Source organism: Brevibacillus borstelensis (assembly GCF_036700025.1).
Lineage (GTDB): Bacteria > Bacillota > Bacilli > Brevibacillales > Brevibacillaceae > Brevibacillus > Brevibacillus borstelensis.
Genome location: NZ_CP144922.1, coordinates 2,764,382 through 2,784,726 on the forward strand (window position 1 = coordinate 2,764,382; position 20,345 = coordinate 2,784,726).

Sequence of the window (20,345 nt, forward strand, 5' to 3'; positions counted from 1 at the left end):
AAACAGAAAAGCAACATCCGGACAAAATAACCGCAGGAGGTGATAGTGATGCGCGGCTATGATGAAGAGTTTCAAAACGAGGTGGAGGCGTATCGGGAAAATCCCCCGGGAACCCATAATCAACGGACGGAGAAGGATCGGCATGACAAGATGGAAAAGCGGGAGACCCGTCTTGACTCGAACAATCGGTGACCGATGAGCGAAATCCTCCAGGCGGATTTCGCTTTTTTCACAGCAAAGACGGTGTTGAAAAGATGAGGAGTTGCCCAGGACAATGATACTGCCCGGCAATGGCAAGGTTGGCTTGGGCGAGTGCAGAAACCGCGCTGTTTCGCACAGGCGCAAAATGTGGTAAGCTTACCCAAGCACGATAAAGCAATGCCAGGAGGGTTTTTGTGAGCACCACGTTTGCAGATTTTACATTAAGCGCACCGTTGATGGATGCTTTGCGAGAGCAAAAAATAGAGCGGCCGACGCCTGTACAGGAGGAAGCGATTCCTCTCATTCAGAGCGGCCGAAATGCATTGGTTGAATCACCTACCGGAACGGGAAAGACGCTTGCTTACCTGCTCCCGCTGATCGATCGTCTGGATACTGAGTCCAAAGACATACAACTGCTCGTTTTGGCACCTACGCACGAGCTCGTCATGCAAATTACGAAGGTCGCGGAAGGCTTGCTTGCCAAGAAAAACATGTCGGCAGCGGCAATCATCGGAGGAGTGGACGTAAAGCGCCAATTGGAGCGGTTGAAGAAACGCCCCTCACTCGTAGCTGCCACCCCCGGTCGACTGGTTGAACTTTTGGAAAGTCGCAAGGTAAAGGTGCATGAAGTCAAAGCAGTCGTCGTCGATGAGGCAGATCGCTTGCTGGATAGCGGCTTCCTTCGATCCGTGCAGGAAGTGATGCGCCGGGTGATGCGGGATACCCAGCGGCTCTTTTTCTCTGCGACACTCCCTGACGCGGTTATCGAACTAGCGTCCGAAATGGCAAACGATCCTGCTTTGATCAGGGCATCGGGGCCGGAGAATGCCATTGGCGTCGTTCACATGTATCTTGTCAGCGAACCGCGGAAAAAGGTGGACACCCTGCGGCGTCTTCTGCGGTTGGCAAATGTTCGGGCGGCTATCGTCTTTGTCAACCAGATCGACAAGGTAGAGGAGATCGTCGCCAAGCTGGAATACCATCACCTGCCGTGCCGTTTCCTGCACCGCGACACGAGTAAAGAAGAGAGGGCCAGGGCCTTGCAGCAGTTCCGCGAAGGCGTGTATCCGGTCTTGATCACGACAGACGTCGCGGCACGGGGCCTGGATATACCGGAAGTGGAGTGCGTCGTTCACTTTGATCCAGCCCCTGACTCCGATACATACGTGCACCGCAGCGGACGAACAGGGCGAATGGGCAGGGCTGGACTCGTCTTTTCCATCAGCACACCCCAGGAACTGTTTATTCTCCGGAAATTTTCAAAGCAAACCGGGCTTGCCATCATGGAAAAGGTCATGTCTCACGGGCAATTGCTCGACCCCGAACAGGCCAGGGAAGTCTCAAACGAAAGACGTCCGGTACATAAGAAGCGGCGTTTTGAAACAAAGTAGGAGTGGGTTCACCATTCTTTTGTCCACAGGAGGTTCCCATGCGCAAAGATCGGTTGTATGAGGAAGATTTGCTGGTCAATGGTCCCGCCGGCGGAGAAGAGCTCTCGAAGCATGAGCGTCAGACCTTGCGTCGTGAAGCGGGGGAACTCAAGCAAAAAATGGAGAATGCCAAGCAGGAGCCAATCCGCGAGTAATGCAAAAAGAGCAGATACCCCAAGCTATGACGAGGGTATGCTGCTCTTTTTCATCTTCTGGTTGCGGATAAAGGCTTTCAGCTCATGCAGCCATTCGTCCACATCGGCATAGCCTTGATCGATGTGCAGGAGTCGCCTGATCATCGAGGAGACCTCCGGCTGAAGTGTCAGCTCTTCTTCCCAGCTTCGCTCTGGCTGGTTCTCGGGCGGCGTATACCCGGTGTAAAGCAGAAACAGAAAGAAGTGCCCGAGGGCGTAAAGGTCGCTTGCAGGTTCAACACGGCGTTTCAACTGTTTTTCCTCCGGATAGCTGCTCATGTCATCTGCGATGTAGGTTGGCGAATCTCCGTAAAAGCGCGCCAGACCAAAGTCGATCAGGTAAGGGGTCCCCTTTTGCCAGATCACATTCGGTATTCGCACGTCTCTATGAATGATCCCTTGCTTGTGCAGATAGGAGACAAGTTCGCCGACCCGGAGCATGAATCGGGCCGCCTCGTACTCGCCGAGGACAGCTTGCTCGTCAAACAGCAGTTCTTCCAGCGTCGGTCCTTCTATATATGACATCGCCAAAAAGGAATCACCCCGAAAATGAAACCGTTCCATAAAACGAGGCATTTGCGGGTGGCAAAGAGCCTGGAGAATACGCTGCTCGTATGCTTGCATGGCTTCTCCTTTTGGGCTATGGCGCAGGCTAGGCTTTACCTGTTTGAGGACGATCAGCTCACTTGTCACTTCATCACAGGCAAGGTACGCGATCCCGTAGCTGCCCATTCCGAGTACGCGATCGACAGTGTACTTCCCGATGCGAGTCCCGATCGGATAGGGCTTGTCTCGAACGGTTTCATTCCACCAAGCGACCAGTCGTTTCCACATGAATAGATCCTCCTCCTGAAACCATCATACCATAAGCGGCAGCGGGTCCATTTGAAAAGGAAGCGCCTTTCATGCTCCGAAAAAGGCTGACCGTTTCTTCCGCCATTTGTTATAATCAGTTCTGTTACTTGTCAGACAGGAGCGGAAGCGTATGAATTTTGTAATCGATTGGCTTTCATTTTATCTCATCGAACAGCCGGAGGAAGAGAGCGGGAACAAGCAGGTACGGATGACCCGCCATTTGTCTGGAGATGAATATGAGAAGAGTGAACTGCGGGAGTTTCTGGATGGCGAGTTTGCCCGCATCGCCAAGCGAAAGGCAGAGATGAATCCGAAGAGTGAAGCAAGCCCGACCAAACTGGGCCGGTTTGTGATCGAAGAGGGCCATCCGCTGGAGGCGAACCCCAACTATGCCCTGCTGAATCGTTTGCTCCAGGCCGTCACCGTAGGAGAGAGCAAGCAGCCATCGCAGGAGCTGGTGCAATCGTATCTGCGTACATCGCAAGTGAGAGGCGGGGTCCTGATCGTGGTGCGGACCCGGTTGGAGACCTTGGACGAGCCGTTCGTCTTCATCCTCAAGTGCGATTTTGAACAGAAAACAGCGGTAATTACCGATGAACACAGTCTCATTTCCAATGTGCAAATGGCTATTAATGCCAAAAACATGAAGTCCTTGATGTATCCGAATATGATTGAAACCGGCATGAACGACCCGTATCACGTCAAAATACACCAGTTCTCCCATGCTCGCTATTTTGAGGAATTTTTGCGCTTTGTGGAGTACCCGCAGACGGTGACGCAACTGATTTCGGAGGAAGTGCTCACGCTGGCCCGGCAGCATATCGAGCTCGTCTACCCCGAGGCTTCTGAAGAGCGGCAGCGGGCGGAGGAAGAGATCGAGCTGATTGCTGCAAGCCCGAAGCGCGAACTGGCGGAAAAATGGGACCATGAGACGGTGATGGAAGCCGCCCAAATTCTTACCGACAGGCAGCCGGAAATTGAGCTGAAGTGCAAGCTGGACCACATGCAGGTAAAAGCGCTGCTTGCTGATTACGGGAACAATTTTCATATCGCCAAAGTGAACGGCCGATACGTCATTTTGCTGGATGGGGACTTTTTGCAGTTCGAAAGAGGGGTGTCTCCCGTCGAGTTTTTAAAGCCGAAGGATCTGCATGAAATTGTTCGAGAGTTGGAGAGTCGCCAGCCTGGCCCAGGCTACGCCCAGTCGTATGCGCCAACTGTTTCCGAGAAGCCGCCATGGAATGACGCGGATGCCGGACCCGGCAAACCCGCTCAAGGTATCCCAACAAATCGGCAAACACCTCCCGACGACACCCCGCCATGGGACTAAAGCTCGGCAACAGCAGGTGAAACGGAGGCTCGCTTGCGGCCAACAGGAGTATACTTTCAAAAAGAAACGGGTGGATAGGTCATGGAAAACACCAATCGACAATCTCTCATGCAAAAGACGGTGGAATTGTTGAACAGACAGCTTCCGGCAGGTCTTTCTTGTGTGGGAGGGGAAGGAGAAATCCGTATCGTGGAAACTGAATCAGGCAAGCAATTGATCGCTGGGCTGCCGTTAACGCCGCTTTTTGTCCGAGCTGAAAAGACTCCGCAGGAAGCTGCCGAACTGACGCAGGCGTTCGCCAGGCGTGTGCTCGCCATTGTTCAGGGACATTTGAAGCCGATGACCTTGAAAGGTGCGGAAAGCCATATATATCCCGTCCTGAGGCATTCCTCGTTTGTGAAGAAAAACCCGGAGCGCTGGGTCCATCGCACGCATACGGAACAAACGTCGATCCTGTACGCTTTGGACGATGCAAAAGGCTATCGCCTGATCGAACAGGAAATGCTCGTCAGTGCCGGTTGGACAGCGGAAGAGCTGCATCGGCATGCCATCAGCAATCTGCAACAACTGCCGATCCCGAAAAAGCAGCAAAAAGTAGGGCCAAACACAATCACCTTTATTGCGGCTGCGGACGGGTATGCGGCAAGCAGAATACTGCTGCCCTCGCTCATCGAAGAGATGGAAGCGTCTCGGACAGGAGATGTTCTGGGTGTCGCCATTCCCCACCCGGATGTACTGATCTTCGGTGATTTGCATGGCGACTCGGGGGCTGAACTGCTGTCCAGACTCACCTATGACTTTGCATCCAAGAGCTCGATGCCGATCTCGCCGCTTCCGTTCGTCTGGGAAGCTGGGGAGCTTATTCCGATCGTTGTCGTCACGCATGAAAAGAAGAAAGGGGCCGGACCCGGAGCCAAGAGCTAAGGCCGTTTGGAGCCTCGGCCTCCTCGTGGCTATTCTCTCGCCTAGAAGCGGACATCTCCCGTCTCCAGCGCAAGCTCCATGAAGCGGCCAGCTTCATGGATGAGCCAGTAGGGACGGCGAGGCCCTTCGATGTACAAGGCTTGGGCGGTATCGAGCATGCGGGTTACCCGCGCGTAATCGCCCATCCGCAACGCGCAGACACCCATCGCCATCCACGGGTAAGGATCGTCCGTCTGGAACCGTTCGAACTGTGGAAAGGAGCTTGTGATACGCTGATACAGCGAATGCGCGATCTCTGGCGGAGCAATGCCGTACATAATGGGAAACGCCTGTGAAGTGGCATCCGGGTACCATTTGCGCCAATTGGGGAAGCTGCGGTTGAAGACCGCAAACGATTTTCGCAGCGGACTGTACATCCGGAGGATTCCCTGCCGGCAGGCCTCTGCCCGGAGCTTTGCTTCTCTGCAGGCTGCATGGTTTTCGAGCAGGGAGAACAGAAATGTGGCATCCTCCAGCCCCTTTGCGACCTCGCAGTTATCCATCAAGTATTTTACCCGATAAGAGCTCTTCGCCCACGTCAAACCGTCCTTCTGTTGCAAACGGGCGATTCCCTCCAGGAGTTCCAAGCATTCCTGCTCACGATCTCTCAACCATTCCCTGTCGCCTTCGTACCGCATCAATTCTGCCACCAGACTGAACCATGTGGCGTGGTAGCTGTCCTCGCTGTCTGCCGTGCCCGTGTCTTCCAGGCGTTCGCCGCGAACGAGGAAGTCATTTACATAGCCGTGTTCATTCCTGTTCCGCAAATACCAATCTGCATGGCTCTGCACGTTTTTACATTCACCCAGTCTGATCAGGGGGATCAAGGCGAGATTCGTGAAGTAAGGGTTGACCTGTTTTCGATCAGGCCCCAGTAGAAAGGTGCCAGACGGCAATTGACAGTCCAGTATGTATTGCTTCTGTAAACGTACAGCCGCTTGCATCAAACACAGCCTCCCGCCTTTTCTATGGGCTAAAAGCAGTGACAAATCTGACGCCCCACTCAATCATATGCAGGGAACGGATGTATTTCTCCTCGTCAATGGTAGGCAGATCAGACCGCTCATCCAACTCCGCATGCCATTTGTCGTCGCGATACCAGTCTACCCCGTCTGCAGGCGGATGCTCCTGATCAGGCCAAGCGGCAGTCAGTGTCGGACTGTACAGCTTGTGAGTGCCGGGACGAAGCTCCGTGCCTTCCATTCGCGGGGTGTATGCGACATGCGCATCCACTGCATGCGGCCGCGGCGAAAAGAGATGGGGCCAGTAGTCGGCACGCGAACCGGAATGGGGAATCCGCTGCGCCCATTCGTATATTTTTGCCAGGCGGACAGGATTGTCAAAGAGCAGTTGGTACAAGGCTTTGCCCGTAGCGATGCGCTGCTCCAGGGAAGGAAAGCGTTGAACGGTCATGCCGCAAATGCGGAGTCTGCGATCGGTCGGGTGCTCCTTGTAAGGAAAGAGTACCTGATTCAAAGAGAGGACTGACTGGGCAAAGAAAGCCGGGCTAAAGAAAATGTGCTTCTGCGCAAAGGGCTTGTCCACTACTCTTTGCTCAATGTACTGCTGTTCATTGACGATCAGCGCACGGGTCAAAAGCTGGCTGTCGCGTTTGTGTAGAAAGTCTTGCCAAATCGGCTGCATAAAGCGTGAAACACCCAGATCCGGCAGGAAAAGAGTCAAGTCTTCATTCGCGTCTTTCATTTTTTCGTAAAGCAGCAGCTGGGCGTAGGCATCGTGGAAAATAAGCCAGTTGCAGCGTTCGAGAAACCAAAACGTCCGCTCCACCTCACTTGCGTCCATGAGACGGGGGAGCCACTCTCCTTTCAGATCGGTCATATTCCACCCGCCATTGCGAGAGACAAGATGGGCTAGCAATGCCCAATGCACCTCAGGATGCTTCTGAAAAAAATCAAGGTACGCCTTGGTGCGAGTGAGGTTGTTCCGATTGGCTTCATTCGTTGCGCGCCTGATCTCTGCCACCAGCCCGCGCTCTTCTGTAAGAATTGGTTTCATCCAGATCTGCCTTTCTGATATCAGTCTGTCGGTTGTGTTTCATCCACCGTTCCAGTAAAAAAGCAGGCCGCCGTGGTGACCCGCTTTTTATCCTATCATTTCCAGTACGAGAAGACGCACCAATAGATTTTCTTTGGCCTCTTCCCATGTTTTCCCAAACTTAATGATACGCTCTGATTGGTATTCCATTTCTGCGATAAACATGCCGTCTTGCTCGTAGATGTTCATAAACGATCGTCTCCTCCAAAAAGCCTTTCAACCATTGTATGCTATTATGGAAGAGATGATGCATCAACAACAAAGCCGAACCCGGGAGTGGTGAGCACAGATGAAGATAACAGCAACACAGACAGCAATCGCGATTCTGCGTCCTATGGCCGCAGAGAGGGGGCAAGCAGTACGGATCAATGGAGAATTGGTGGGAGGCTGCGGGATGACCGTCGAATATGGCTTGTTTTGGGATGACCCCGCCCCAAGTGACCAGATAACCGAAGAAGCAGGTGTAACCTTCCTGTTGGACGCAGAGACAGTGGATTACATCGGGAGTGATTCGCTCGTTGTCGATTATCGGGAGCAGCAGGGGTTCCGACTGGTAACCCCTGAGCAAATTGTCGCCTATGGGCTGCGTGTCAAAGGAAGATGGGAGTAAGATTACTTGGGGAAGAATTGCAAAATGAAGGCGAGCATACCCGCCGCGATAAGTGGACCGACCGGTACACCGCGAAAAAACGTCACGCCAATGATCGTACCTAGCAGAATGCCGGTCACGACCAATGGATTTGCTGTCATCAGGGTGACTCCTCTGCCTCCCAAATAGGCAACGAATATCCCGACAAAAACGGCGACAATCGACTGCCAGTGGGTGAAAATAGAGAGGATGGTCTGCGGGCTGATCTTTCCGCTTGCCAGTGGCGCCAAGACGCCGATGGTCAACACGATGATGCCGATCTGTAAGCCATACTGTTCCAGGAAGGGAAAGGCCTTCTCAACATGGAGCAGCCTGACCAGAAGCAATACAGCGACGGCGATGGAGACAGCGGAGTTATTTCCGAGAATGCCCATGGCAAGCAGGGCTAGCAGCATCAGATTAATAATGTCCATGTTTACAAATACTCTCTTTCTTTTTGCCCCTATTATACCCGAGTAAAGCGGAGTCGTGGCAATCTTTTCATGAGAAAAGCCGGTCTTGTATCTGCCAAGACCGGCTTTCATACATACACCAGCTATACCCACAACTCCAGCATTCCGACAGGGAAACCGACAGCCTCGGGTGAATCGGGAAATTTCCCCCAGGCAAACACGCCATTGAAATACTCAATCGTAAATGGTTGATCGTGCTCATGGACGCGATAGGTTCCGCCGATCCGAAATTCATCGGTCCCGATGTAATACGATTTGGCCATAAAAAACTTTTGGCGATAGATGGCCAATTGCGACGAGTCGCCGAGTTGCTTATTTTCTTCGATCAAGAGGCGCAGACGCTCCATCTCTTCCTGCAGCTCAGCCAAGGTCATTTGACTTAACAATCGCACGCCGACGACCTCCTTTCCATGCCTTCCATTGTAACAGGAAACAGGGGAATTGACTATGTACGGCGAATGCTAAACGAGGTCGGCAAAGCACTTATAGGATAGAAAGACCAGGTATAGAGGATAAAGTCAGCAAAATTCAGCACGAAGAGGAGGATGAGGAACTTGAACCGATTTGATGTAACAGGAAAAACGGCGGTCGTAACCGGAGCAGGCAGAGGCATTGGCAAAGCGTTGGCGCTGGGATTGGCCGAAGCAGGGGCGAAGGTGGCTTGCGTAGCTCGCACAGAGACGGATATCCGCGAAGTGGTACGGGAGATCCAACAGATGGGTGGTACAGCTTTTGCGATCCAGGCAGACCTGACAGAGGACGCGGCTCCGGAGATAGTAGCTGCTTCGGTGATGGAAAAATGGGGTCGCTGGGACATCTTGATCAACAACGCCGGCATGAACATCCGCAAACAAGCGCTAGACGTATCAACGGAGGACTGGGACAAGGTCGTTGATCTTAATCTGAAAAGCACATTTCGCATGTGCCAGGCCGCAGGCAGAATCATGTGTGAGCAGAGGTACGGACGCATTGTCAATATTGCCTCGGTAGCGGGGCTGGTCGCCTTGCGGACGGGAGTAGCCTACGGTGCGAGCAAATCCGGGGTAATTCATATGACAAGGGTTCTTGCCTTGGAATGGAGCAAGTACGGCGTCAACATAAATGCGATCGCTCCCTGGTATTTTCGGACTCCGCTTACAGAAAAGCTCCTGGATGATCCAGCATTTCTGCAGGAAGTGCTGAGCCGTACTCCGAGCGGACGGATCGGAAATGCAGAGGATTTGGTCGGGCCGGCGATTTTCCTTGCTTCCGATGCTGCTGCATACATATCCGGCCAGACAATTGCAGTTGATGGAGGGATGTCCGTTTACGGGTTCTAGACAGAACCCTCTTTTTTTGCAAAAAAAACAGCACTCCCAAGGGGAATGCCAAGTTTTGGGGGCGATTGAGAAAAATGTCGATTGGCCCAAAAGAAGCTGCTTTGCTCTCACCCAAAGCAACGATCTTCATCCGGCATTTTCACAGTAGGCATAACTAGATAATCAAGAGACCTAATCATGCGTACTGTGAGAAATCGTGAACTTTTCTCAATGCGTTGAAAAAGTGCTTACGTATAGAAATGTAACAGAAAAAGGTTAACTGTTGATAAAATAAAAATAAAGTAATATTAAATTTAATTCACAAATCTGATGTCCGGCCTTATCGGGCAAACACATGATTCTTGATACGGAGCGTTGGCGTTCTGGACCAGATCCAATCCGACGTTGCCGTTTTTGGATTGAAAAAGTAAAGAGCTCCCCCAGAAGGATCCCGTCCGTTGACCGCATCGCTCACAGCCTTTCTCGCCGTCTCATTCGTTTTTTGTGATAAACGGCCGTTTTGTACGGGCGAGAATGCATTGCGGGCAAAAATGACCTCTCGAACCGTGTTTGGGAATTGAGGAGACTCTACCCGATTCAACACGACCGCGGCGATGGCCACTTGTCCCTCATACGGTTCTCCCCGGCCTTCCGCGTAAACCAACCGGGCTAACAGTTCCATATCTCGTTTCGAGATTCTTGCTTTTCCGTTTCGAATAGCGATCCGCTGATCGTCTCGACTCGCTCGAACGGATGTGCGTTCTTCTTTTGCAATGCGAGGTTTTGAACCATTCCGTGAAGATTGCTTGTCCGCCACCTCGGCTTTCGCTGGCTGCATGTCACCCTTCAACGGCAGAGAGGGTCCCCACTTGATAATCTGGGGGGCAGTTGCGTTCGTCGGGGTGACAAACAAACAAAGCAACAATAAAACAAAGCTGTTTAGAAAGAAGAAAAAGCGCATTCGCGCTTCTCGTGTCATCACGATCAAAACCACTCCTTTTCGCTTTTTGCTCGTGTGTCGCGGAAGCGAATCAGGTCATGTGCCAGTTTACCTGTGGATTGGAAGTGGTTCAATAGGAGATTGGTTCCATAGAACTATTTACTAATTGCTGATTGGCGTGCTGCAAGCCGGACCAAGATGAGGGAATACAAACAGCAGAAGATAAAAATCAGCTGCGGGATAAAGAGAAGCGCAACTATTCCGTCGACCGAATGGGGGAGGAGCGGCGAGGTAAACGCCACTGCCAGAAACGCATATAACAGTATTTTTTGAGCCCCTTCGAGCTTCTGGGCAAAGTCGAGGGAGCCTTGCATTTTGGCGACGGAACAGATCGCCTGGTACATGGTGTAGATTATCAGGAAATGAAATATGGTTTGAATGCTTTCGAGAAAAGGTGTCAAGGGATAAGAAAGTATCGGTTTTCCCTCTTCGCTCCCGGGGAGAATGACTGTCAAGGCTACCCGATAAATGACGGACAGGACCGTCATAAACATGGCCGTACGGAAGCGGAGATGTAGCGAGACCAAGGCTCGGAATCCGAGAAAGAGCAGCACGTAACCGATGAAGTCAGGCAACAGATCAATCCCTTGCACACGGAAGGATATCAAGAGAAAAAGCAAGCCCCACCATATTTGCAAATACGCTTTTCGATACACGACGGGTTATCTTCCTTTCCGGATGGCTTGGAGTAGTTGATCGCGATCGCTTCTGGCGCGGAATGGCACTTCCTCTACGAATTCAGTGCCATCAGAAGTTCGGAAGTGCAGATGTATCGTTCCGGCGAAGCTCACACCGTCCTCAGATACTACGCGATAAGAAACCTTGAGCGGCTCCCCTTTCGAGAAAGAGAGTGTCTTGCCCTTTTCCCACAGGGAGTCATTGATCGAAACTTCCAAATCTTTTGCGGATACGGCGGCGGGCAGGAAGGTTACATTTGTAAGCAGTGCATCTTTTGCAAATCGGGAAGTGGCGCTGCCCTCATTTTCCGAGCCTCTGCTGTGATAACCGCTTAATACTGTTGAAGGCTCTCCTTCCCGCTCTTCATCCAGATAAAGCTCACCGATGTCGACCATCTGCGAGGAGCCATCCGAAAAAGTGACCTCCAGCTCTGTTATTTTCTTAGGAATGTCGGATTCGTTTGGAATGATAAATTGAACTCCGCGATAGCTCACATAATTGTCTAGATGATAATTGCCGTCACCGCCGGAGGCGCGGATCGCCGAAGGAAAACCGGGTACAACAATGCTTCGCACCTCTCGGGGGTCATTCGTATTTTTGACGAAGGATAGATTCCATACATATCCTTCATTGAAGAGGGGCAGGCGCTCGTAGTGGCGCAGTATATACAGTTCACTGAGGGTTTTGTGCTCGTACCAAGCGATACTCAGAACCCACATGACAAGCCAGATGGCACTGGCTGCAAAGATTGTCTTTTTCTTCATCCATGTACACCTCAAAAGAAATAGACGCTCGGGATTGGTAAAAGTTTCAAAAGAAAAGCCGCCGGTTTTAACCGACGGCTTCGATGCATTATTTTTCTTCGATCGTAATGGTTTTGATGGTAACGGGTTGCTCCGGTACGCTTTGCTCGTTGATGAGCGGGTTTGCTTTTACTTTGACGGCGGCGATTTTGTGGACTACATCCATGCCGCTTACGACCTTGCCAAAGATGGTGTAGTTAGGCGAGTTGTTCAGTCCCTCGACATCCTTCCCTGATCCGATGAAGAATTGGCTGCCGTTTGTGTTGGGGCCGACATTGGCCATCGCGACGATGCCTTCTTCATATTTGTGGCCGTTGTTGAGTTCATCCTCAAAGTTGTACCCAGGGCCGCCGGTTCCATCGCCTTTCGGGTCGCCGGTCTGGATCATGAAGTCTTTGATCACGCGGTGGAAGGTCAGGTTGTCGTAGAACTTGTCCTTCGCCAGGAAAACAAAGTTGTTGACTGTTTTGGGAGCGTCTTTGGCAAACAACTCCACCGTAAAATCTCCCAAAGAGGTCGATACTTTTGCAGTATACTTCTTGTTCGTGTCGATCGACATGGCTGGGTATTCCTTATATTTTCCCGGAGGCGCCGGCTGAGCCGGGGTCTTGTCCTTTTCTTTCGGCTGTTCTTGAGTCGGTTGATTATTTGTATTTTCCGGAGAGGTAGACTCGTTATTGGAACTACAGCCGATCAAGAGTCCGATTGAGAGCACAATCGTGAAGATAGCCAGTAAGGATTTCTTCATCTAGTCATCCATCCTTTCGTAATATCCTTGATTCACAACACACATTATCATACACTTCACCATCTCGTCAAAATGCGGCAGGGATATGGAAAAGTTGAGGAAACTTATGAAGAAAGAAAAAAATCCTCTCGTGCAAGAGAGGATAGAGCATGCTAGCCGATCACTTTTTTTATCGCTTCATGAACCCTGTCAGGATGAAATGGTTTTACGACAAAGTCTTTTGCCCCTGCCTGAATCGCAGCGACGACCATGTGCTGCTGACCCATCGCGGAGCACATGATCACTTTTGCTCCCGGATCAATCTGCTTGATTCCCTTTACAGCGTCAATGCCTTCCATTACCGGCATGGTAATATCCATCGTCACCAAATCCGGTCTCAATTGGTTATATTTTTCAATGGCTTCCTGACCATTCTCGGCTTGTCCGATGACCTCGTGCCCGCCCTTTTGCAAAATATCAGTCAGTTGCTTCCTCATAAACGCTGCGTCGTCAACCACTAAAATCTTAGCCATGTATTGTTCTCTCCTTGCTTCTTGGTGTACAGGGACTATATACCCATTCGCTCGCAGGACTAAACCTGCGCAACGTTGAAGGATCGTCACTTGATCGACAGAGGTAGGCACATGATATAATGTTAGGAAATGTGACATTGGAGGGGTTAGCGTGGCAGACCGCTTTGAAACCAAAACCGTACATATTGGACACGAACCGCTGAGACAGGTAAAAGGGAAAGCTACTCCCATCTACCAGACGTCTGTTTTCGCTTTCTCGAGTCTGGAGGATGTTGAGCGATATTATGCCGGAGAAGGGGGGTTCTTGTATACACGAAATGGAAACCCGAACCAGCATGAGCTGGCGGATACTGTGGCCCGCCTGGAGGAGGCAGAAGCGGGAGTCAGTGCTGCTTCTGGAATGGGAGCGATTATGGCTGGTCTGCTTTCTGTCCTGGGACCGGGGGACCATGTGCTTGCCTCTCATGAGATTTACGGAGGCACTTATCATCTGCTGTTTCACGAATTGGCCAAACTCGGAATATCTGCGGAGGGCATTGATCTGAATCGTCTTGATTCGCTCGACAAGCATATCCGTTCCAACACCAAGCTGTTTTTCATGGAAACGATCACGAATCCTTTGCTGACGGTTGTCGATATGCCCTATTGGATTCAGCAAGCAAAAAGCTACGGTCTGACGGTCATGGTCGACAATACGTTCGCGACCCCCTATCTGGTGCAGCCAACGCTCTTCGGAGCTGATCTGGTAGTGCACTCGGCAACCAAATACATTGGGGGTCACAGCGATGTAACGGCTGGTGTTCTGGTCGGGTCGAAAGAACTGATTGAGCGTGCCCGACAAGTGATAGTCAACTACGGGGCGTCTCTCAGTCCGTTTGAAGCCTGGCTGACCGCGCGGGGACTCAAAACATTGGCGCTTCGCATGGAAAAACAATGTGACAATGCCAGCAGGGTCGCTCAATTTCTCAAGGACCATCCGGCTGTAAAAGAGACGCTTTACCCGGACGCGGAACACACCGCCTTCTTCGTCCGTCCAAAGCAGGGGGCGATGGTTTCATTTACGCTTGCCGATGAGAGCCGGGTGTACAATTTTTATCGTTCCTTGCGTTGGATCAAGCTCGCTCCTTCGCTGGCTGGCGTGGAGACAAGTGTCTCTCATCCAGTAACGACCTCGCATCGGGCCTTGTCAGAGGAGCAGCGTTCCGCAAGCGGAATCACCATGGGGCTGGTCCGTTTGTCGGTAGGGATTGAGGCGGCAGAAGATATCATGGAAGAGCTTAATCGGGCATTGTTGACATGATTTTCCAACACCTTACCTTTTTTAACAATTTTTTTCGCCAAATCCTGTAACATTTTACCCATTTGAAACGTAGTACTTTGATGTAGTCCAAAAGGGGGGAAGCTCCTGCAATGTCGATTTTTTGTACCCAATTTTGTACCCAAGATTCGTCTTGCAGCGGGTGACGAACAGTATGGAGATGGCGATTAAACGATCGGAAGGGCCGTCCACCGAGTCATCAAATCAATATTTTGAAGCGCGCGATTTTAGCGAACTGTACGATGAGTACTTTGACCGGGTAAACCGCTATCTTCGCTGCCGAGTCCGGAATTCTTGGGACGCGGATGACTTGACCACGACGGTCTTTTTAAAAGCGCTAGAAAAATTTGAACAATACAGCAGAACCAGTCCCTTTGCATCCTGGATTTTTCGGATTGCCCACAACACGTATGTCGATTTTATGCGAAAAAACAGGGAAGTGCCGGTGGATCAGGAAATGTTTGTGGGAGCGGAAGCAGATGAGACGTGGCAGCCGGAGCGGTTGACACTGTTGAATGAAGATATTCGCATGCTTCGGGACCGTCTGGAATTATTGACGCAGGACCAGCGGGATGTGCTGACGCTGCGCTATTTTGCCGACTTGAAAATCAGCCAAGTGGCAGAAGTGTTGGGGAAAACGGAATCAAGCGTAAAAATGATCTCCTATCGGGCTTTGCATCAGCTCCAGAGGATGTACGAAAGGGGAGACAACCAATGAGAGACCAAGAGCGCTTCCCCAACGACGGTTATGACGAAGGTACCATTGCACAGCTTCTCTCCCACCTTCAGGAACTTAGACGGGCAGTACCGGTTAACTATATGCTCAAAGAAAAGTTGAAAAAGCAATTGCTTCAACGGATACAAGAGCTAGAGCAGGAACGGAAACGAGCGCAGACGAGCCAGAAAAGCGGCAAAGCCCGCCGTCTGCTGCTGGTGACAAGCGGCGGCCTTCTGTTGCTGCTGCTTGCTGTATGCTTCGGTATGTGGGGAGACAATACTCCGTCGGTGCGTCACTACTCGGTGATGACGCTCGCCACCGATGGGACGGAGCCGCTGGTTGACCTGAATGCGGATGGTACCGTTGTTGCCTACGTGGAAGACAAGAGGGTTGTCAAGACAAGAGAGCCGGATCATTCGCAGTCACAAGGGACCCTTGTCCTTTCCGATGGCGGCGGTGAGTATACGGCAGTAGCCTGGTCAAATCGCGGAAAACAACTGGCTGTTGTGGAACAGGCAGAAGAGTTTTCGCGGTTGTGGATTGTCAGCTTGGCAGATGAGAATCGTCCTTCGAGCAAACGGCTCCTGAAAGAAGAAAAAGGCGTTGTACTCGGAGCTCCAAGCTGGTCGCAATACGATGAAAGCATCGCCTATACGCGGCAGACGAGCGATGGAACCGAGGAGATTTGGGTCAGCAGCACCGTAGCCATGCAAGACTGGAAGCTGGTCGAGGGAACGCAGCCGGAGTGGTCGCCTGACGGAAGGTTATTGGCTTTTGTAAAACAGGACACCGTCCACGTTATGGAAGTACGGTCGGGGGCGGTCACAAAGCTGGAGGCAGGCGTATGGCCATCATGGAATAATGACGACAGCCTTACATTTACCACACCGGATGGAAAAATGAAGCAAGCCCAGATGAGTCAAGACCCGCCTGAGATACGGATTGTTCCCATTCGAAGATTAGGGGATGGCGCATTGGTCAAGGCTCAGTGGTCCAGCGACCGCAACCACCTGCTTTTGACTCAAAAGCAAAAGGGTGAGACGAAGACCATAATTTCAATTGCGTCACGATGACGAGCGGAGGATAGAGGCATGAAATGGAAATGGCTGCTCGCTTTGATAGTGCTTTGTCTGGGGGCAGCAGCTGCACCCGCAGCTGCAGAAGGGAACTACGAGATAACCGTTAATGTCCCTCTTGATGGCATTGTCAAATACGATTCCTGGATGAGGCTGGAGGTAGCGGTAACAAGCAGAGACAAGCCTTTTTCCGGGACGGTAGAATTGCGAAAAGATCCTTACAGGCAGCAAAGCCGCAAGGTCATACTGAAACAGCCCTTGACCTTGCAAGAGGGAGAGAAGAAACAGATTTTTTTCGATCTCCCGGCCGAAATGATGATGAACGACTGGAAGCTGCACCTGGTCGAGAATGGCAGGACGGTGAAAAGTGAAAAAGTACGATTGCCCTACCCCAGAGACGGTATCATCATAGGCGTGTTGCACTCCGGCGACAGCGCCTTTCACTTTTTGGCAATGAACCAACCTGGTCCCGGTGTCAGGGCGCCTTATATCGTCCACAATTTGTCACCCGAGCTGATGCCTGAGGTGCCGTGGCAATATAACAACCTGGATATTTTGGCGCTAGGTGGAAATGACGTTTCGGCCCTTGGAGACAAGCAAGTAGAGGCGATCAAACTCTGGGTCAAGCAAGGCGGGGTTCTCATTTTTTCGGCAGGACCGGATCAACCGAGGGTATCGGAGAGATTCTCGGACCTCCTTTCCTTGAAATCACACGAGCATGGAAAAATATCAGCAACGGAAGGTCTCCGTCCATACCTTTCGGAAATAATCATACCTTCTCTTGACATCCCTGTTTACGATGAGCGTCAGCCTTTATTCGTCTCTCGGAAAATGGGCGAAGGGTTATTTCTGTTTGTCAATTACGATGTTTCGCAAGAACCGTTGGCATCTTGGCAATACAACGCACAGCTCTGGCAAAACGTCTTTCAACAACACGGCATTCAGAACACCTTGTCAAATAATATGTACTTTGACCAGCTTGGGCGTCCGTCTTTGGAACTGAGCAGACAGATTCCGCAGGTAAGAACGCCTGACCCGGTCATGATGGCCGGATTATGGGTGCTGTATGTACTCATCGTCGCTCCCGTTTTGTATTGGCTCTTGAAACGCAAAGAGAAACGACAATGGGCCTGGGCCATCATTCCAGGGGCGGCTGTCTTGCTCAGTACAGGGATATTTTATCTGGGCAAGCCTATGGTCGTATCGGAAGACGTCAGCTATGCCGTGACAAAGGTCCGTTTGCTGGATAAAGAGGCGGCGGAGGCGATGACCGCTTCTTCTTTCCTGGTCGTAAGCGGCGGGAATTTTGACGTCGATACCAAACCGGGAACCGTGGCGGTACCGCTGTCTGTCGGACGAAATGATTACGAGCCGGAAGGGATGGTCGCGGAAGGGAAAAACAGTGGTGACAGCATTCTGACGTTTCAGAATGTCCCGTATCTGACCCCCCGGCAAACGGTAGGATTCAGCATGCTGCGCGATACAGGACAAATCGAGACCCATCTCCGGGTAACAGGAGACCGCATCACGGGCAGCATCAAAAACGATACCGTGTTTTCGCTTGAACAAACCTATCTGGAGGTTGGGTTTCAGCGCATCCCGATAGGAAGCCTGAAAAAGGGGGAGGGAAAGAATATCGATGTAAAGCTGGAGTCTCTGTACGTTCCTCGTCAAACATTTTCCGAGGGTGAAGAGACGCCGGAACAACGCGTTCGCCGCATGCAGGATGATGTCCTGGCATATGGCAGTGGCAACACGATCCGAATCAAGGGTATCAATCAGGAGCCGCTTTCTCCTTTCACGCTGAAGCTTCCCCATCGGGACCATCACTGGAATGTCATCGCGCAAAATGTTCAGCTCGAACCGGATGCAAATGGCTACATCACATATCCATTCGGGATGCTGCGTGTCGATATCCACGAAGTAAAAGGCGATTTCGATTCCAACAGTGATGGTCTCTGGGAGCTGTCCAAAGGCAGTGCAACCTTTGCCCTGCAATTGGGCGAGGCCCTGCAGACAGCGGTTCAATTGACCGTGCCTCTCGACCACAGCATGTTTCGTCCCTTCGAAAAAGAGGTCTTCCATCAAAAGAGCGGCAAATGGATGCCGCTGCCAAGGGATAAACGGCTGATGCTTGAGAAGGAGCTTCGTGAGTACCTTACCCCCGATGGATCGATTCTGATCCGCTTCTCAAATCCGGGAGAGCAACGCCTGGCATTGCCGATGCCGTATTTCCAGGTGGAGGGAAAGGAGCGCAAGCAAAATGATTGAGACCATTCACCTAAGCAAGAGCTATGGCAAGGTGCAAGCACTCATCGATCTCCAGCTACGGATCGAGCAAGGAAAGGTATTCGGGTTTATTGGCCCAAATGGGGCGGGGAAATCCACGACGATGATGATCCTTTCGACATTGCTGGAGCCAACCGAAGGCGAGGCGTTCGTCTGCGGTTACGATGTGCGGAAGGAACCGGCTGAGGTCCGCCAGTCACTCGGCTACATGCCCGACTTTTTTGGCGTGTATGACAATTTGACAGCTGTCGAGTACCTTGATTTTTACGCAGGTGCCTTCAAAATAGCTCCGCAAAAAAGAAGCTCGCTGATCGCAGACCTGCTGGAGCTGGTGAATTTGTCGGACAAAGCGGAAGCCTATGTTGACTCTCTGTCCCGCGGAATGCAGCAGCGGCTCAGTCTGGCTCGATGCCTGATCCATGACCCGCAGGTGCTGATTCTGGATGAGCCGGCATCCGGTCTGGACCCCCGGGCGCGAATCGAGCTCAGGGAAATTTTAAAGCAGCTACGCTGTATGGGGAAAACGATCCTGATCAGCTCGCACATTCTGCCAGAGCTGGCTGAGCTTTGTGATGACATCGGAATTATCGAAAAAGGCCGATTAATCGCTTGCGGCGGATTGGATGAAGTGAGCATTCGGGCGCGCGGAGTGACACTGATGATGGTGAAAACACTCAGAAATCACCATCGGGCAGCGCTTATCTTGGCCGAAAACATGTTTGTGGAAGATTTGGAGGAAAACATGGACGGTTTTCGGTTTCGTTTCATCGGAAGCGACCATCAGAAAGCGGAGCTGCTGCAAAAACTGATCGAGGCAGAGGTAGCCGTGTCGTACTTCGGTGAGTCGAGTGAGAATCTGGAGGCTGTCTTCCTCGCCATCACGGAAGGAGTGGCGGGAAGATGAAGTCGTCATCATTAAATCCGATCATCGTCAAAGAGCTGCGTGAACGTTTTCGCTCCAAAAAAACAGTTTGGACATTGGCACTGTTTTTGTTGATCATGGGAGGGATTCCGCTTGGCTTTTTGATCGTCAATCCGATCAAAGCCGGAAGCCTCGGGCAAAACAAAGACCTGTTCGTCATCTCGGCAGCCCTTCACTACGCCATGATCTGCTTCGTGGCGCCGGCCTTGACGGCGGGCGCGGTAAGCGGCGAGAGAGAGCGGCAGACACTGAACATCCTGCTGACCACTCAACTGTCGCCGAGGACGATTATTTGGAGCAAGCTGTTTACTTCGCTTGCCTTCACATCCTTGCTCGTGATTGCATCCATGCCTCTGTACAGTATCGTCATGCTGTACGGCAGCGTATCCCCGGAACAGCTCCTGACACTGGCTCTGTTCTTCGGTGTGAACATCATGTTCCTCGGATCGCTCGGGCTTTTTTGTTCCACCTGGATCAAGCGGACGGCAGTCAGCACGATCATCGCGTACGGCATTGCATTCTTTTTTGTCGTGGTAACTGGTCTGCTCTTCCTCTTTCTCGGAGAGATTCTGATTCAACTGACCCCTGATCGGTCGCTCCAGCAGGAAGTGTGGGGCAGGCCGGAGCTTCAATACCTTGCCGGGATCAATCCGGTGATCGTGCTGTTCGCCATACTGGGCGAGTCAGTACTGCCTACTATTCGCTTCGATTTCACCCCTTGGCTGTTTTTTTCGTGCTTCTATTTGGTACTGAGCATTTTGCTTGTCTTGTGGAGCGCATATCTCTTGAGGCCGATCCGGCGAAAATGGTGGAGTTGGAAGAAGTAGAACATTCATGTACAATAGGTTCATAGA

The 20,345-nt window shown here is 51.6% G+C and carries 24 protein-coding genes; 13 read left to right on the forward strand and 11 right to left on the reverse strand.

Annotated features, from left to right (window positions below; all coding sequences use genetic code 11):
• Positions 1 to 48: 48 nt before the first annotated feature.
• From V5G20_RS12990 to V5G20_RS13000, 3 genes are all read left to right on the forward strand, one after another.
• Positions 49 to 192: a hypothetical protein gene (locus tag V5G20_RS12990; protein ID WP_003385710.1), complete on the forward strand. Its 144-nt coding sequence runs from the start codon at positions 49 to 51 to the stop codon at positions 190 to 192.
• Between the two features lie 203 nt (positions 193 to 395).
• Positions 396 to 1,592, forward strand: a complete 1,197-nt coding sequence (locus tag V5G20_RS12995) for a DEAD/DEAH box helicase (RefSeq protein WP_003385708.1) — start codon at positions 396 to 398, stop codon at positions 1,590 to 1,592.
• Between the two features lie 38 nt (positions 1,593 to 1,630).
• Positions 1,631 to 1,786 (forward strand): hypothetical protein, encoded by a 156-nt coding sequence (locus V5G20_RS13000; protein ID WP_327927641.1) that lies wholly within the window; start codon positions 1,631 to 1,633, stop codon positions 1,784 to 1,786.
• Positions 1,787 to 1,810: 24 nt separating this feature from the next.
• Here V5G20_RS13000 and V5G20_RS13005 read toward each other — a convergent pair whose 3' ends face one another.
• Complete coding sequence (locus V5G20_RS13005) at positions 1,811 to 2,659, reverse strand: serine/threonine protein kinase (RefSeq protein WP_003385704.1); 849 nt, start codon at positions 2,657 to 2,659, stop codon at positions 1,811 to 1,813.
• A 151-nt stretch (positions 2,660 to 2,810) separates the two neighbouring features.
• Between V5G20_RS13005 and V5G20_RS13010 the strand changes: the two genes are divergently transcribed.
• Positions 2,811 to 4,010, forward strand: a complete 1,200-nt coding sequence (locus tag V5G20_RS13010; RefSeq protein ID WP_003385702.1) for a DUF3900 domain-containing protein — start codon at positions 2,811 to 2,813, stop codon at positions 4,008 to 4,010.
• An 81-nt stretch (positions 4,011 to 4,091) separates the two neighbouring features.
• Positions 4,092 to 4,934, forward strand: a complete 843-nt coding sequence (locus V5G20_RS13015) for a DUF1444 family protein (RefSeq protein ID WP_338463441.1) — start codon at positions 4,092 to 4,094, stop codon at positions 4,932 to 4,934.
• Between the two features lie 41 nt (positions 4,935 to 4,975).
• Here V5G20_RS13015 and V5G20_RS13020 read toward each other — a convergent pair whose 3' ends face one another.
• The 3 genes from V5G20_RS13020 to V5G20_RS13030 all read right to left on the reverse strand — a co-directional run bounded on the left by V5G20_RS13020 (position 4,976) and on the right by V5G20_RS13030 (position 7,217).
• Entirely contained in the window at positions 4,976 to 5,917 is a 942-nt protein-coding gene (locus V5G20_RS13020; RefSeq protein ID WP_338463442.1) for a hypothetical protein, read from the reverse strand.
• A gap of 22 nt (positions 5,918 to 5,939) precedes the next feature.
• Positions 5,940 to 6,989: a DUF2515 family protein gene (locus tag V5G20_RS13025; RefSeq protein WP_122958331.1), complete on the reverse strand. Its 1,050-nt coding sequence runs from the start codon at positions 6,987 to 6,989 to the stop codon at positions 5,940 to 5,942.
• A gap of 87 nt (positions 6,990 to 7,076) precedes the next feature.
• A complete protein-coding gene (locus tag V5G20_RS13030) occupies positions 7,077 to 7,217 on the reverse strand; it encodes a hypothetical protein (RefSeq protein ID WP_170208365.1) in 141 nt (46 codons plus the stop codon).
• Between the two features lie 100 nt (positions 7,218 to 7,317).
• Between V5G20_RS13030 and V5G20_RS13035 the strand changes: the two genes are divergently transcribed.
• Complete coding sequence (locus V5G20_RS13035; protein ID WP_003385694.1) at positions 7,318 to 7,638, forward strand: iron-sulfur cluster biosynthesis family protein; 321 nt, start codon at positions 7,318 to 7,320, stop codon at positions 7,636 to 7,638.
• A 2-nt stretch (positions 7,639 to 7,640) separates the two neighbouring features.
• Here V5G20_RS13035 and V5G20_RS13040 read toward each other — a convergent pair whose 3' ends face one another.
• Both V5G20_RS13040 and V5G20_RS13045 read right to left on the reverse strand, forming a co-directional pair.
• Positions 7,641 to 8,090 carry a DUF441 domain-containing protein gene (locus tag V5G20_RS13040; protein WP_024984090.1) on the reverse strand — a complete coding sequence of 150 codons (450 nt, stop codon included), beginning with the start codon at positions 8,088 to 8,090 and terminating at the stop codon, positions 7,641 to 7,643.
• Positions 8,091 to 8,212: 122 nt separating this feature from the next.
• Positions 8,213 to 8,521, reverse strand: coding sequence for a YfhH family protein (locus V5G20_RS13045; protein ID WP_024984089.1), 309 nt, complete (start codon positions 8,519 to 8,521; stop codon positions 8,213 to 8,215).
• A 162-nt stretch (positions 8,522 to 8,683) separates the two neighbouring features.
• Between V5G20_RS13045 and V5G20_RS13050 the strand changes: the two genes are divergently transcribed.
• Positions 8,684 to 9,448 (forward strand): SDR family NAD(P)-dependent oxidoreductase, encoded by a 765-nt coding sequence (locus tag V5G20_RS13050; RefSeq protein WP_122958330.1) that lies wholly within the window; start codon positions 8,684 to 8,686, stop codon positions 9,446 to 9,448.
• A 319-nt stretch (positions 9,449 to 9,767) separates the two neighbouring features.
• On the opposite strand, the gene V5G20_RS13055 is transcribed toward V5G20_RS13050, so the two are convergent.
• The 5 genes from V5G20_RS13055 to V5G20_RS13075 all read right to left on the reverse strand — a co-directional run bounded on the left by V5G20_RS13055 (position 9,768) and on the right by V5G20_RS13075 (position 13,168).
• On the reverse strand, positions 9,768 to 10,409 hold the full coding sequence (locus V5G20_RS13055; protein WP_003385690.1) for a cell wall hydrolase: 642 nt from the start codon (positions 10,407 to 10,409) through the stop codon (positions 9,768 to 9,770).
• Between the two features lie 113 nt (positions 10,410 to 10,522).
• Positions 10,523 to 11,083 carry a hypothetical protein gene (locus V5G20_RS13060; protein WP_003385689.1) on the reverse strand — a complete coding sequence of 187 codons (561 nt, stop codon included), beginning with the start codon at positions 11,081 to 11,083 and terminating at the stop codon, positions 10,523 to 10,525.
• A gap of 6 nt (positions 11,084 to 11,089) precedes the next feature.
• On the reverse strand, positions 11,090 to 11,869 hold the full coding sequence (locus V5G20_RS13065) for a hypothetical protein (protein ID WP_003385688.1): 780 nt from the start codon (positions 11,867 to 11,869) through the stop codon (positions 11,090 to 11,092).
• 88 nt (positions 11,870 to 11,957) lie between these two features.
• Complete coding sequence (locus tag V5G20_RS13070) at positions 11,958 to 12,656, reverse strand: peptidylprolyl isomerase (protein WP_003385687.1); 699 nt, start codon at positions 12,654 to 12,656, stop codon at positions 11,958 to 11,960.
• Positions 12,657 to 12,808: 152 nt separating this feature from the next.
• Positions 12,809 to 13,168 (reverse strand): response regulator, encoded by a 360-nt coding sequence (locus V5G20_RS13075; RefSeq protein WP_122958329.1) that lies wholly within the window; start codon positions 13,166 to 13,168, stop codon positions 12,809 to 12,811.
• Positions 13,169 to 13,319: 151 nt separating this feature from the next.
• Between V5G20_RS13075 and V5G20_RS13080 the strand changes: the two genes are divergently transcribed.
• The 6 genes from V5G20_RS13080 (at position 13,320) to V5G20_RS13105 (ending at position 20,318) form a co-directional block, all read left to right on the forward strand.
• Complete coding sequence (locus V5G20_RS13080) at positions 13,320 to 14,468, forward strand: PLP-dependent aspartate aminotransferase family protein (protein WP_338463443.1); 1,149 nt, start codon at positions 13,320 to 13,322, stop codon at positions 14,466 to 14,468.
• Between the two features lie 172 nt (positions 14,469 to 14,640).
• Positions 14,641 to 15,204, forward strand: coding sequence for an RNA polymerase sigma factor (locus V5G20_RS13085; RefSeq protein WP_003385684.1), 564 nt, complete (start codon positions 14,641 to 14,643; stop codon positions 15,202 to 15,204).
• Positions 15,201 to 16,277, forward strand: a complete 1,077-nt coding sequence (locus V5G20_RS13090; RefSeq protein WP_003385683.1) for a PD40 domain-containing protein — start codon at positions 15,201 to 15,203, stop codon at positions 16,275 to 16,277. The genes V5G20_RS13085 and V5G20_RS13090 overlap by 4 nt, the downstream gene beginning before the upstream one ends.
• An 18-nt stretch (positions 16,278 to 16,295) precedes the next feature.
• Complete coding sequence (locus V5G20_RS13095) at positions 16,296 to 18,551, forward strand: hypothetical protein (protein ID WP_338463444.1); 2,256 nt, start codon at positions 16,296 to 16,298, stop codon at positions 18,549 to 18,551.
• Entirely contained in the window at positions 18,544 to 19,473 is a 930-nt protein-coding gene (locus tag V5G20_RS13100; protein WP_338463445.1) for an ABC transporter ATP-binding protein, read from the forward strand. The genes V5G20_RS13095 and V5G20_RS13100 overlap by 8 nt, the downstream gene beginning before the upstream one ends.
• Positions 19,470 to 20,318, forward strand: a complete 849-nt coding sequence (locus V5G20_RS13105; protein WP_003385679.1) for an ABC transporter permease — start codon at positions 19,470 to 19,472, stop codon at positions 20,316 to 20,318. Before V5G20_RS13100 ends, V5G20_RS13105 begins: the two co-directional genes overlap by 4 nt.
• Positions 20,319 to 20,345 lie beyond the last annotated feature (27 nt).

Excerpts from the sequence above, each read along its gene's own strand:
- V5G20_RS12990 (WP_003385710.1), top strand. The coding sequence starts at position 49 with ATGCGCGGCTATGATGAAGAGTTTCAAAACGAGGTGGAGGCGTATCGG.
- V5G20_RS13000 (WP_327927641.1), top strand. The coding sequence starts at position 1,631 with ATGCGCAAAGATCGGTTGTATGAGGAAGATTTGCTGGTCAATGGTCCC.
- V5G20_RS13005 (WP_003385704.1), bottom strand. The coding sequence starts at position 2,659 with ATGTGGAAACGACTGGTCGCTTGGTGGAATGAAACCGTTCGAGACAAG.
- V5G20_RS13010 (WP_003385702.1), top strand. The coding sequence starts at position 2,811 with ATGAATTTTGTAATCGATTGGCTTTCATTTTATCTCATCGAACAGCCG.
- V5G20_RS13015 (WP_338463441.1), top strand. The coding sequence starts at position 4,092 with ATGGAAAACACCAATCGACAATCTCTCATGCAAAAGACGGTGGAATTG.
- V5G20_RS13020 (WP_338463442.1), bottom strand. The coding sequence starts at position 5,917 with ATGCAAGCGGCTGTACGTTTACAGAAGCAATACATACTGGACTGTCAA.
- V5G20_RS13025 (WP_122958331.1), bottom strand. The coding sequence starts at position 6,989 with ATGAAACCAATTCTTACAGAAGAGCGCGGGCTGGTGGCAGAGATCAGG.
- V5G20_RS13030 (WP_170208365.1), bottom strand. The coding sequence starts at position 7,217 with ATGAACATCTACGAGCAAGACGGCATGTTTATCGCAGAAATGGAATAC.
- V5G20_RS13035 (WP_003385694.1), top strand. The coding sequence starts at position 7,318 with ATGAAGATAACAGCAACACAGACAGCAATCGCGATTCTGCGTCCTATG.
- V5G20_RS13040 (WP_024984090.1), bottom strand. The coding sequence starts at position 8,090 with ATGGACATTATTAATCTGATGCTGCTAGCCCTGCTTGCCATGGGCATT.
- V5G20_RS13065 (WP_003385688.1), bottom strand. The coding sequence starts at position 11,869 with ATGAAGAAAAAGACAATCTTTGCAGCCAGTGCCATCTGGCTTGTCATG.
- V5G20_RS13070 (WP_003385687.1), bottom strand. The coding sequence starts at position 12,656 with ATGAAGAAATCCTTACTGGCTATCTTCACGATTGTGCTCTCAATCGGA.
- V5G20_RS13075 (WP_122958329.1), bottom strand. The coding sequence starts at position 13,168 with ATGGCTAAGATTTTAGTGGTTGACGACGCAGCGTTTATGAGGAAGCAA.
- V5G20_RS13085 (WP_003385684.1), top strand. The coding sequence starts at position 14,641 with ATGGAGATGGCGATTAAACGATCGGAAGGGCCGTCCACCGAGTCATCA.
- V5G20_RS13090 (WP_003385683.1), top strand. The coding sequence starts at position 15,201 with ATGAGAGACCAAGAGCGCTTCCCCAACGACGGTTATGACGAAGGTACC.
- V5G20_RS13095 (WP_338463444.1), top strand. The coding sequence starts at position 16,296 with ATGAAATGGAAATGGCTGCTCGCTTTGATAGTGCTTTGTCTGGGGGCA.
- V5G20_RS13100 (WP_338463445.1), top strand. The coding sequence starts at position 18,544 with ATGATTGAGACCATTCACCTAAGCAAGAGCTATGGCAAGGTGCAAGCA.
- V5G20_RS13105 (WP_003385679.1), top strand. The coding sequence starts at position 19,470 with ATGAAGTCGTCATCATTAAATCCGATCATCGTCAAAGAGCTGCGTGAA.